The organism is Streptococcus sp. SM5 (genome assembly GCF_027497975.1).
Genome location: NZ_JAJNSC010000007.1, coordinates 139,809 through 151,851 on the forward strand (window position 1 = coordinate 139,809; position 12,043 = coordinate 151,851).

Annotated in this window: 13 protein-coding genes; 9 read left to right on the forward strand and 4 right to left on the reverse strand. The window is 40.1% G+C overall.

What is annotated here, in order from left to right; genetic code table 11:
• Positions 1 to 2: 2 nt before the first annotated feature.
• From PAN07_RS07340 to PAN07_RS07355, 4 genes are all read left to right on the forward strand, one after another.
• Positions 3 to 1,289, forward strand: a complete 1,287-nt coding sequence (locus PAN07_RS07340) for a response regulator transcription factor (protein ID WP_269797624.1) — start codon at positions 3 to 5, stop codon at positions 1,287 to 1,289.
• A 61-nt stretch (positions 1,290 to 1,350) separates the two neighbouring features.
• Positions 1,351 to 1,875 (forward strand): ABC transporter permease, encoded by a 525-nt coding sequence (locus PAN07_RS07345; RefSeq protein WP_269797625.1) that lies wholly within the window; start codon positions 1,351 to 1,353, stop codon positions 1,873 to 1,875.
• A gap of 74 nt (positions 1,876 to 1,949) precedes the next feature.
• Positions 1,950 to 2,417, forward strand: a complete 468-nt coding sequence (gene nrdI, locus PAN07_RS07350; RefSeq protein WP_269797626.1) for a class Ib ribonucleoside-diphosphate reductase assembly flavoprotein NrdI — start codon at positions 1,950 to 1,952, stop codon at positions 2,415 to 2,417.
• A 70-nt stretch (positions 2,418 to 2,487) separates the two neighbouring features.
• Positions 2,488 to 2,694, forward strand: a complete 207-nt coding sequence (locus tag PAN07_RS07355; RefSeq protein WP_269797627.1) for a hypothetical protein — start codon at positions 2,488 to 2,490, stop codon at positions 2,692 to 2,694.
• Positions 2,695 to 2,728: 34 nt separating this feature from the next.
• Here PAN07_RS07355 and PAN07_RS07360 read toward each other — a convergent pair whose 3' ends face one another.
• Positions 2,729 to 2,977, reverse strand: a complete 249-nt coding sequence (locus tag PAN07_RS07360; protein WP_269797628.1) for a MarR family transcriptional regulator — start codon at positions 2,975 to 2,977, stop codon at positions 2,729 to 2,731.
• Between the two features lie 269 nt (positions 2,978 to 3,246).
• Positions 3,247 to 4,938 (reverse strand): arginine--tRNA ligase, encoded by a 1,692-nt coding sequence (argS, locus tag PAN07_RS07365; RefSeq protein ID WP_269797629.1) that lies wholly within the window; start codon positions 4,936 to 4,938, stop codon positions 3,247 to 3,249.
• 144 nt (positions 4,939 to 5,082) lie between these two features.
• Between argS and argR the strand changes: the two genes are divergently transcribed.
• Both argR and mutS read left to right on the forward strand, forming a co-directional pair.
• Positions 5,083 to 5,529: an arginine repressor gene (gene argR, locus PAN07_RS07370; protein WP_269797630.1), complete on the forward strand. Its 447-nt coding sequence runs from the start codon at positions 5,083 to 5,085 to the stop codon at positions 5,527 to 5,529.
• 46 nt (positions 5,530 to 5,575) lie between these two features.
• Positions 5,576 to 8,104: a DNA mismatch repair protein MutS gene (gene mutS, locus PAN07_RS07375; RefSeq protein WP_269797631.1), complete on the forward strand. Its 2,529-nt coding sequence runs from the start codon at positions 5,576 to 5,578 to the stop codon at positions 8,102 to 8,104.
• A gap of 40 nt (positions 8,105 to 8,144) precedes the next feature.
• Here mutS and PAN07_RS07380 read toward each other — a convergent pair whose 3' ends face one another.
• Together PAN07_RS07380 and PAN07_RS07385 are read right to left on the reverse strand one after the other, a co-directional pair.
• Entirely contained in the window at positions 8,145 to 8,603 is a 459-nt protein-coding gene (locus PAN07_RS07380; RefSeq protein WP_269797632.1) for a DUF3021 domain-containing protein, read from the reverse strand.
• Positions 8,600 to 9,040: a LytTR family DNA-binding domain-containing protein gene (locus PAN07_RS07385; protein WP_269797633.1), complete on the reverse strand. Its 441-nt coding sequence runs from the start codon at positions 9,038 to 9,040 to the stop codon at positions 8,600 to 8,602. The genes PAN07_RS07380 and PAN07_RS07385 overlap by 4 nt, the downstream gene beginning before the upstream one ends.
• 342 nt (positions 9,041 to 9,382) lie before the next feature.
• Here PAN07_RS07385 and rpsL point away from each other — a divergent pair, with 342 nt between their 5' ends.
• From rpsL to fusA, 3 genes are all read left to right on the forward strand, one after another.
• The gene (rpsL, locus tag PAN07_RS07390) at positions 9,383 to 9,799 is read left to right on the forward strand and encodes a 30S ribosomal protein S12 (RefSeq protein WP_001142333.1); all 417 of its coding nucleotides are present in this window, start codon (positions 9,383 to 9,385) and stop codon (positions 9,797 to 9,799) included.
• Between the two features lie 19 nt (positions 9,800 to 9,818).
• Entirely contained in the window at positions 9,819 to 10,289 is a 471-nt protein-coding gene (gene rpsG, locus PAN07_RS07395; protein ID WP_142558742.1) for a 30S ribosomal protein S7, read from the forward strand.
• A 277-nt stretch (positions 10,290 to 10,566) separates the two neighbouring features.
• Positions 10,567 to 12,043 (forward strand): elongation factor G (gene fusA, locus PAN07_RS07400; RefSeq protein WP_269797634.1); only part of this gene is annotated, 1,477 nt, incomplete at its 3' end.

Below are 12,043 nucleotides of genomic sequence, written 5' to 3' on the forward strand. Positions count from 1 at the left end.
ACATGTATAAAGTACTATTAGTAGACGATGAGTACATGATTACGGAAGGACTCAAGCGTTTGATTCCTTTCGAAAAATGGGATATGGAAGTCGTCGCGACTGCCAATCATGCTGACGAAGCTTTAGACTATGTTAGAGAACATCCTGTGGATATTGTTATTTCTGACGTTAATATGCCTGACAAAACGGGCCTTGAAATGATACAGGAAATGAAGGACATATTAGCAGACACCTATTATATCCTTCTATCTGGTTATCAGGAATTTGACTATATAAAAAAAGCGATGAACCTCAGCGTTGTCGATTATCTGGTTAAACCAGTTGATAAAGTCGAATTAGGTAATCTACTTGAAAAAATTGCCACTCAACTAGGTGAAAAAGTTGAAGAACCCGTGATCTTAAGTCAGAAACTAGATGAAGAAGCTCTTCTTGCTCACCTATCTCATAAAGAAAACTGGTGGATTGGACTGTCGAAAGACAAGCAGGGTGATTTCCTTATTCCATATTATGTACTCGGACAAGATTGGCAAATTGTATTTGCTGATAGAGAGTTTGAGGGCTTGCTTGTTATACCTTTTGAGAAACCTTACCAAGAGAACTTTGAAAAATGGAAGTTGGATGTAGAGAAGGCTCTCTTCTATGGTTCAGTTAACCTGAATCAATCTGAAAGTCTATTTTCTTATTATGAACCAATCTACCGAGTTATTATCCAAGGAAATCTCCAACAGATTATTGATGAATTGACCTTGCTTGAACGGATTGTGTTAGAGAATACGCCAAGAGTTTCGATCACTAAACAGCTATTTACTCAATTTATTATGGATGTTTTCCATCTTTTTGAACATCTGAAAGCAGATGATATGACAGATATTGTCAAGAGAATACATGTTATTGCACATTTTGAGGAACTAGTTGCATTTACCAAGGAAACCTTGACTTCCTTCTTTGGACAATATCGAATGAATGAAAATGTCGTTAGTGTCTTAGAGGTCATTGGTAGAGACTACCAAAAAGAGCTCTCTCTTAAGGATATTAGTAAGGATCTTTTCATCAATCCAGTTTATCTGGGACAGTTGATTAAAAAGGAAACCAATTCCACATTTGCAGAGCTCCTAAATAAGCAACGGATAAAAGCAGCTCAGCAACTCTTGCTGTCAACCAATGATAGTATCGAGGACATTTGCTATACAGTTGGTTATAGTAACGTAGGTTATTTTTATAAAGTGTTTCGAAAACTTTGCGGCAAGTCTCCGAAGGCCTATCGAAAGCAGATTGAGGTAACCGTATAATAATTGTTTTGCATCTGTAAAAATGCTATAATACTAATAATTATTTTAGGAGGTTATTCTTATGCAAAAGAAACCAATTTATCTCTGGGTTTTACTGATTTTATCAGCCGTACTTTCGGCTTTATCACTATTTGGAGTTTTATCACCAGTTCCTACTGCAGATAGTATGGCTGGACTTGAAACATCAGGAGTAGATACAACTTATGCTCAGGAATTAGTTGCATATACCATTAAAGTAACGGAACATTCTCACTCTGTTTTCAATATTATCTTGGTTATTTTGTCAGCTATCTTGGTTACTGTAGCCTTGGTTTTCTTAGTTCGTCAAAATATCCAATTAGCAAATTATACTTATGTAGCTTATGTTTTGGTTGCTATTGTTGGTTCTATTTATAATTTTATGGGAGTACAGGATGCGCTTTTACTGTTTACTGAACCAAACGTCCGCTTCGGCGCAGAACTTGGTGCCAAAGGGGCTACAATTTTAGGAATTGTGATTAATGTTATTTTTCTAGGCCTTGTATTTTATAAGATATGGCAGCAACAAAAAGAATTAACAGAATCTCAAGAAGAAGAACTCGTCTAAGAGTTGACAAAGGATGACTATCAAGATACAATCTTGGTAGTTATTTTTATGATTCAAGAAAGAGGGAGGGAAAGATGAAAAAAATTTCCTTAGTTTATATCAGTTTGAGTGGGAATACTGAAAGTTTCGTAACACGTTTAAAAACTTATTTGATGGAGCAGTATAAGAATATTGATGTTGAGAAGATTGACATCAAAGAGTTGGTCAAGGAAGAACGAGGATTCTATGAAATGTCAAATCCTTTTGTCACTTTTTTACCAACTTATTTAGAAGGTGGGAATGGTGTTGACAATGGAGATGTGGAAATCTTAACGACACCTGTAGGTGACTTTATCGCTTATGGTGATAATGCCAGTAAATGTTTTGGAGTCGTAGGGTCTGGTAATCGTAATTTCAATAACCAATACTGTCTGACTGCAAAACAATACAGTCAACGCTTTGGTTTTCCAGTCCTAGCCGATTTTGAAATGCGTGGTATGCTGGGAGATATTAAAAAGATTGCAGGCATTATTGCTGAGCTTTATGAACTAGAATCCTTGTAAGAGGATAGAGTTGCTGGGCTAGATTTTTGTCCCATGGATTATAGAATTATTTCAAAAGAGAACAGTTCAAATGAGTAAATTCCTTAGATTTTTCTACCATAAGAAAAGTAAACCAAGTTTTAAAAATATTATGCTATGTAGTGCTTTGTTGCTCTTGGCAATTAGTCTGATGATGTTCTCTGATAAAATTTTTGATGAAAATATAGCACCAGTTGGAACTATGGTATCACTAGGGATTGTTATCTTGGTGGGAATCTTAGCTGTCAGAAATAAATAAAAAAGACTCGAGATGTAAATTCTCGAGTCTTTTCTTATTTGCGAATTTCGTCAACAATTTCTTTTGAAATGGGAATTCCTAAACGGTAACCTTTGTTGATGTAGGCAATGACATCATTAATGTTTTCTATCGTTTGGAGTTTCTCTTCGATAGTTGCACGAAAAGCTTGGTCTTTCAATAGCTGGTCCTGAAGTAGTCTTTGAAGTTTCTCTTTTTCATATTTATTGATAAGAAATAGAAAAACAAGACTGATAACAACTAAGATATAAGCATATTGGCTCATAAAAATTCTCCCTAAGTGATAAAGAAGTAGGTGGTAAGAGAAAAGCGAAGTATCTTTGCCTTTCGAGTGATAATACTGTAAGTGCTAGCTATTTGTTATTTGTTTAGATGAATTAGTAAAGCGTTTAGGCAAGTCGCTTCATTTACGACGTCGTGGTCCCTAAATCGATTATATTTAGGAACCACGACTAGTGAAGCAGTTAGCTAGTCTGCATAAAAGCGGCTAGCGTCCAACAATTAGGAACTTTAGTACCAATTGTTGGTACTGAATCACATCTTCTCTGGTGCCTCTACACCCAGCAAACGAAGGGCTTCTTTAAGGACGACTGCAGTTGCATAGCTAAGGGCTAAGCGACTGTCACGTTCTGGACTTTCATCCAAGATACGAGTGTGGGCATAGTATTTGTTAAAGGCTTGGGCTAAGCTGATTGCAAATTTAGCGATGATAGACGGCTCATAGTTATCAGCTGCACGTTTAATGATACGAGGGAAGTCTTGGATTAGCTTGATGATTTCCCAACTTTCAGCATCGTTCAAACTATAGTTGGCACCTGCTTGAGGTTTGAAATCAGCTTTACGCAAGATTGATTGGATACGAGCATAAGCGTATTGAACATAAGGACCAGTTTCCCCTTCAAAGGATACCATGGCTTCAAGGTCAAAGTCATAGCCATTTGTACGGTCAGTTTTAAGGTCATAGAATTTAATGGCCCCAACTCCAACAGCATGAGCAACTTGGTCTTTGTTTTCAAGTTCAGGATTTTTGGCTTCAATTTGCGCTTTAGCACGGCTGATGGCTTCTGCGACAGTTGGCTCTAGCAAGATAACATTTCCTTTACGAGTAGAAAGTTTTTTCCCTTCCTTTGTTACTAATCCAAACGGAACATGGACAATGTCTTGGCTCCAATCATACCCCATCTCTTGCAAGACAGCCTTGAGTTGTTTGAAGTGAGCAGATTGCTCTTGACCAACAACATAGATTGATTTGGCAAATTGATATTCGTTTTTACGGTAGAGAGCTGCAGCTAGGTCACGTGTGATGTAGAGAGTCGCGCCGTCAGATTTCTTGATAAGAGCTGGGTGTTCAATTCCGTATTTTTCAAGATTCACAACTTGGGCACCTTCTGATTCGACCAAAAGTCCTTTTTCAGCGAGGATATCTACAACTGCATCCATCTTGTCATTGTAGAAGGCTTCCCCGTTATAGCTGTCAAATTCAACTTGTAATTCATCGTAAAGGCGGTTAAATTCTACCAAGCTTTCATCGCGGAACCATTGCCAAAGAGCAAGAGCTTCCTCATCTCCATTTTCAAGCTTGCGGAACCATTCGCGCGCTTCTTCATCCAAGCTTGGGTCGTTCTCAGCTTCAGCATTGATGCGGACATAGAGCTTGAGGAGTTCATCGATTGGATGAGCTTTGACAGCTTCTTCGTTACCCCATTTTTTGTAGGCAACAATCAACATCCCAAACTGTTTACCCCAGTCTCCCAAATGGTTGACCTTGACAGTTTTATAGCCGATTTTTTGGAAGATATGTGACAAGCTATCTCCGATAACTGTTGAACGAAGGTGTCCAATCGAAAATGGTTTAGCAATATTAGGGCTAGACATGTCAATGACAACATTTTCTTGATTGCCAATCTCTTGGTCAGCGTAGTGCTCTTTTTCAGTGATAACGTTTTTCAGTACTTGACCAGAAATGGCAGCCTTATCGAGGAAAAAGTTTACGTAAGGACCTGTTGCTACAACTTTTTCAAAAGCTTGGCTATTGATCTTTTCAGCGATGTCAGCAGCAATCATTTGGGGAGCTTTACGCTCAACTTTTGCCAATGAGAAGGCAGGGAAGGCGATATCTCCCATATCTGAGTTTTTAGGTGTTTCTAGTAAATTTAAAATAGCCTCTTGGTCCAGGCTATCAATGACGCTAGACAACTCACTAGCAATCAATTCTTTTGTATTCATTTTAGGCTCCTTTTGGGCTTTTCTACTATTCTATCACAAATTTAAGGAAAGACGAAAATTTTTTTGAAATATGCAGTTTTTTTGGTATAATGTTCTTGCTAAATAAATGCAAAATGTAAATAAATATTCATTTGAGAGGATGTTATGAGAAAAAAAGATCGTCATTCGCTGATTAAGCAAATGATTACGGAAGAAAAACTAGGGACTCAAAAGGAAATTCAAGATCGTTTAGAGGCTCGGAATGTCTTTGTAACCCAAACAACCTTATCACGAGATTTACGAGAAATCGGTTTGACCAAAGTTAAGAAAAATGACATGGTCTACTATGTCTTGGCCAATGAGACAGACAAAATTGACTTGGTTGAATTCCTTTCACATCATCTTGAAGGTGTAGCGAGAGCTGAATTTACTTTAGTTCTCCATACAAAACTTGGAGAAGCTGCGGTATTAGCAAATGTAGTAGATTCAAATAAAGATGGTAGGATCTTAGGTACAGTTGCTGGAGCGAATACCTTGTTGGTTATCTGTAAAGATCAACATGTAGCTAAAGTCATGGAAGAACGCTTGCTAGAGTTAATGGAAGATAGATAAGGTCTTGAGAGCTTCTCTCAAGACTGTTTTTACAAGGAGAGAGTAAATGACTACTGAAAAATTATCACCTGGTATGCAACAGTATGTGGATATCAAAAAACAGTATCCAGATGCTTTTTTGCTTTTTCGCATGGGTGATTTTTATGAGTTGTTTTATGAAGATGCCGTCAATGCCGCTCAAATTCTAGAGATTTCGTTGACCAGTCGCAATAAAAATGCTGAAAATCCAATTCCTATGGCAGGTGTACCCTATCATTCTGCCCAACAGTACATAGATGTCCTAGTTGAGCGTGGCTACAAGGTTGCCATTGCTGAACAGATGGAAGACCCTAAGCAAGCTGTTGGTGTTGTTAAGCGTGAGGTTGTTCAAGTCATTACACCAGGTACAGTGGTTGATAGTAGTAAGCCAGATAGCCAAAATAACTTTTTGGTAGCTATTGACCGTGATGAGTCTCGATATGGTCTAGCCTACATGGATTTGGTGACAGGTGATTTTTATGTGACAGGTTTATCTGATTTTACCCTAGTCTGTGGTGAAATTCGAAATCTAAAGGCCAGAGAAGTGGTGATTGGCTACGAATTGTCTGAAGCGGAAGAGCAGATTCTCAGTCGTCAAATGAATCTAGTGCTTTCCTATGAACAAGAAACATATGAAGACGTTCATCTGTTGGATTCAAGATTGGCAACTGTTGAAGGAGCAGCTAGTGGGAAACTTCTCCAGTATGTTCATCGGACGCAGATGAGAGAGTTGAATCACTTAAAACCTGTTATTCGTTATGAAATTAAAGATTTCTTGCAGATGGATTTTGCGACCAAGGCTAGTCTTGATTTGGTTGAAAATGCTCGCTCAGGTAAGAAACAAGGGAGCCTGTTCTGGCTGCTAGATGAGACTAAAACTGCAATGGGGATGCGTCTTCTACGTTCTTGGATTCAACGCCCTTTGATTGATAAGGACCGTATCCTTGAACGTCAGGAGGTTGTTCAAGTCTTTCTGGATTATTTCTTTGAGCGCAGTGATTTAACGGAAAGCCTCAAGGGAGTCTACGATATCGAACGTCTGGCCAGCCGAGTGTCTTTTGGGAAAAGTAATCCTAAAGACCTCTTGCAATTAGCGACTACCTTGGGAAGTGTTCCACGAATTCGCGCCATTTTAGAGGGAATGGAGCAACCAGCTCTAGCTTATCTAATTGAACAACTAGATGCTATTCCTGAGTTGGAAAATCTCATTAGTGCTGCCATTGCTCCTGAGGCTCCTCACGTGATTACCGAGGGTGGCATTATTCGAACGGGCTTTGATGAGACCTTGGATAAATACCGTCGCGTGCTGAGAGAGGGGACCAGCTGGATTGCTGAGATTGAAGCCAAGGAAAGAGAAAACTCTGGCATCAATACTCTCAAGATTGATTACAATAAAAAAGACGGCTACTATTTCCATGTGACCAACTCGCAGCTAGGTAATGTACCAGCCCACTTTTTCCGCAAAGCTACGCTGAAAAACTCTGAGCGTTTTGGGACAGAGGAGTTGGCGCGTATCGAGGGAGAAATGCTAGAGGCGCGTGAGAAATCAGCAAACCTAGAGTACGAAATCTTTATGCGTATTCGTGAGGAAGTTGGCAAATATATCCAACGTCTACAGGCTTTGGCTCAAGGAATCGCTACTGTCGATGTCTTGCAAGGCTTGGCAGTAGTTGCAGAAAAACAACACCTGATTCGACCAGAGTTTGAGCAAGATTCTAGAATTGATATCCAAAATGGTCGTCACGCAGTTGTTGAAAAGGTTATGGGAGCGCAGACCTATATTCCCAATAGTATCCAGATGGATGAAGACACTAGCATTCAACTAATTACAGGTCCGAACATGAGCGGGAAGTCAACCTATATGCGTCAACTAGCCATTACAGCGATTATGGCTCAGATGGGTTCTTATGTTCCAGCAGAAAGTGCTCTTTTGCCAATTTTTGATGCAATTTTTACCCGTATCGGGGCGGCTGATGACTTGGTTTCAGGTCAATCTACTTTTATGGTAGAGATGATGGAAGCTAATAATGCCATTAGTCATGCGACAAAGGATTCATTGATTCTCTTTGATGAGCTTGGCCGTGGAACCGCAACCTATGATGGTATGGCTTTGGCCCAGTCTATTATCGAGTACATTCATGAGCATATTGGAGCCAAGACTCTCTTTGCGACCCACTACCATGAATTAACTAGTCTGGAGACTAGTCTTGAACATCTAGTTAATGTTCACGTGGCTACGCTAGAGCAAAATGGTCAGGTTACCTTCCTTCACAAGATAGAACCAGGACCAGCTGACAAATCATACGGTATCCATGTAGCCAAGATTGCTGGACTACCGGCAGACTTGCTAAAAAGAGCTGATACCATTTTAGCTCGGCTAGAGAGCCAAGGTCAGAAGAATCCTTCCAATCAAAGAAACACTGTCAATGAGCAAATGTCTCTCTTTGATGAAAAAGAAGAAAATCCTATCCTAGCAGAATTGGCTGAAGTAGATGTGTACAATATGACGCCTATGCAAGCCATGAATCTCTTGTTAGAATGGAAACAAAAATTATAAGTCAAAACCCACTCAGTCCTGTGAGTGGGTTTCTGTTGTATTATTTTTTATTAGTCAATAGTTGGTTGATGTGGGCAACCTTCTTTGATTCTCTTTTATAGAGAACGATCCAGATGATGAGGTAGACGATGGCAAACTCTGGGATGAGTTGAAGGATGAAAGTCCAGTGAAGCGGGAACCAGCCTGCTAGGATTGCTAAAGGGACAAAACCTAGTAGCATGAGGAAGAAGTGAGTGACAGTCGCACGAAGAAGGCTCCAATCTTGAGCGAATAGACGACTACCAAAACTAAAGAGGACTCCAATAGCTGACCAGATAAGTGTACAGTAGAGTATAACTAGAGCACCGTGGACCTGATGACTGCTCATGAATTGACCAATAGCTGACTCTGGACTAAGTGGCGCGTAGTTATTTGGGGAATAAATGAGTGAAAAGATAATAGATAGGATGAGGCCGATAAGAATACCGGTTGTGGCATCGTGGAATACTTGTTTTTTCATAGTTCTAATTTCTCCTTAATAGTTTTGAGGTAACGGCGAGATGAGTAGGTGAAACTTTCGTTTTTTAAATAGATTTCAATCAAGCCGTTAGAGGTTAGTTTTAGATGACTAATAGCATCAATGTTGACAATTTCCGATTGGGAAATTTGGATAAAGGAAGCAGGTAGAATTTCACTTGCTTGGTAAAGACGGATGTCGAGAGCGTAGGTTCGACTATCCGTTTCAGCCAAAACTTTACGATTTTCAATGTAAATTCGCTGGATCTTGCTAATCTGAATCAAGTAGACCTGGTCTTGAAATTTTCCTTTGATGGTCTCCTTTTGATCCAGAGATTGGACAAAGTCCTGAACTTTTTGAACTCGAGTGGACAAGGTTGGCGCTTCGATTATGATTTGTTCTTCAGTATGTTGTGCATCAATGTCAAGTCTGACTTTCATAATTTCTCCTTTATAAAGTTGTAATAGAGATCTCTTGCTTACAAATCTATTAAACACCATTTTGTCGACAATTACAAGAAGCTTTGTCTATGTGGTCGATTGGAGAACCTATCTGGTAGGTGAGCGTTTTCAGATGGATTTATGATCTAAGAAGTCAAAAAATAAGAAGAAATATATTGACAAAAATAGAAAAAAAGTGGTACAATGTTAGACGGTACTTTTTACTTTTGGTCTCTCAAGAGTGTACAGGGACGTGCTGACAAATGTTGCAAAAGTACACACAGATGATAGCTGTCACCAAGTGTATCATCACCAAAAATAAAAAAACACAGGAGAATGTAGATGCCTACAATTAACCAATTGGTTCGCAAACCGCGTAAATCAAAAGTAGAAAAATCTAAATCACCAGCTTTGAACGTTGGTTACAACAGTCATAAAAAAGTTCAAACAAACGTTTCTTCACCACAAAAACGTGGTGTTGCAACTCGTGTTGGAACTATGACACCTAAAAAACCTAACTCAGCTCTTCGTAAATTTGCTCGTGTACGTTTGAGCAACCTTATCGAAGTTACTGCTTACATCCCAGGTATCGGACATAACTTGCAAGAGCACAGCGTGGTGCTTCTTCGCGGTGGACGTGTAAAAGACCTTCCAGGGGTACGTTACCATATCGTCCGTGGTGCACTTGATACTGCAGGTGTTAACGATCGTAAACAAGGCCGTTCTAAATACGGTACTAAACGTCCGAAAAAAGCATAAGGAAAGGGGATAAAGAGAAATGAGTCGTAAAAATAGAGCTCCAAAACGTGAAGTATTGCCAGATCCGCTTTACAATTCACAATTAGTTACTCGTCTTATCAACCGCGTTATGCTTGACGGTAAACGTGGTACAGCTGCTTCAATCGTTTACGGTGCTTTTGAACAAATCAAAGAAGCTACTGGTAACGATGCACTTGAAGTATTTGAAACAGCTATGGAAAACATCATGCCTGTACTTGAAGTACGTGCACGTCGTGTTGGTGGATCAAACTACCAAGTCCCAGTTGAAGTTCGTCCAGAACGTCGTACAACTCTTGGACTTCGTTGGTTGGTAACTATTGCTCGTCTTCGTGGTGAGCACACAATGGTTGACCGCCTTGCTAAAGAAATCATGGATGCTGCTAACAACACTGGTGCAGCAGTTAAGAAACGTGAAGACACTCACCGTATGGCTGAAGCTAACCGTGCCTTCGCACACTTCCGTTGGTAATATTATGATACCAAGAGCGGCAAAGGTCCAAGGCAAAAATAGGAAACTGATGCAGTGTTCCGTGAACACAAAGCAGTTTATCTTTTTTGCACCGGGTCTCGCTAGGGTTCAAATCAGTTAACTTGAGCTTTTGCCCGAGTTCAATTCAACTTAACATCTCGTAAGTTGAAACCAACAATAACATGAGACATTGAGAACGGGTGGGTCCTGCCTATCCGTTTTTATTGAAAAAGTGTTATCAATAGAATAGAAATTAAAAAATAGGAGAAAAAACCTCATGGCACGCGAATTTTCACTTGAAAAAACTCGTAATATCGGTATCATGGCTCACGTTGACGCCGGTAAAACAACTACAACTGAGCGTATCCTTTACTACACTGGTAAAATCCACAAAATCGGTGAAACTCACGAAGGTGCGTCACAAATGGACTGGATGGAGCAAGAGCAAGAACGTGGTATCACTATCACATCTGCTGCGACAACAGCTCAATGGAACAACCACCGCGTAAACATTATCGACACACCAGGACACGTGGACTTCACAATCGAAGTACAACGTTCTCTTCGTGTATTGGACGGTGCGGTTACAGTTCTTGACTCACAATCAGGTGTTGAGCCTCAAACTGAAACAGTTTGGCGTCAAGCAACTGAGTACGGAGTTCCACGTATCGTATTTGCCAACAAAATGGACAAAATCGGTGCTGACTTCCTTTACTCAGTAAGTACACTTCACGATCGTCTTCAAGCTAATGCACACCCAATTCAATTGCCAATCGGTTCTGAAGATGACTTCCGTGGAATCATCGACTTGATCAAGATGAAGGCTGAAATCTATACTAACGACCTTGGTACAGATATCCTTGAAGAAGACATTCCAGCTGAATACCTTGACCAAGCTCAAGAATACCGTGAAAAATTGGTTGAAGCAGTTGCTGAAACTGATGAAGAATTGATGATGAAATACCTTGAAGGTGAAGAAATCACTAACGAAGAATTGAAAGCTGCTATCCGTAAAGCAACTATCAACGTTGAATTCTTCCCAGTATTGTGTGGTTCTGCCTTCAAGAACAAAGGTGTTCAATTGATGCTTGATGCGGTTATCGACTACCTTCCAAGCCCACTTGATATCCCAGCGATCAAAGGTATCAACCCAGATACAGATGAAGAAGAAACTCGTCCAGCATCTGATGAAGAGCCATTTTCAGCTCTTGCCTTCAAGATCATGACTGACCCATTCGTAGGTCGTTTGACATTCTTCCGTGTTTACTCAGGTGTTCTTCAATCAGGTTCATACGTATTGAACACATCTAAAGGTAAACGTGAACGTATCGGACGTATCCTTCAAATGCACGCTAACAGCCGTCAAGAAATCGACACTGTTTACTCAGGTGATATCGCTGCTGCCGTTGGTTTGAAAGATACTACAACTGGTGACTCATTGACAGATGAAAAAGCGAAAATCATCCTTGAGTCAATCAACGTTCCAGAACCAGTTATCCAATTGATGGTTGAGCCAAAATCTAAAGCAGACCAAGACAAGATGGGTATCGCCCTTCAAAAATTGGCTGAAGAAGATCCAACATTCCGCGTTGAAACTAACGTTGAAACTGGTGAAACAGTTATCTCTGGTATGGGTGAGCTTCACCTTGACGTCCTTGTTGACCGTATGCGTCGTGAGTTCAAAGTTGAAGCGAACGTAGGTGCTCCTCAAGTATCTTACCGTGAAACATTCCGCGCTTCTACTCAAGCACGTG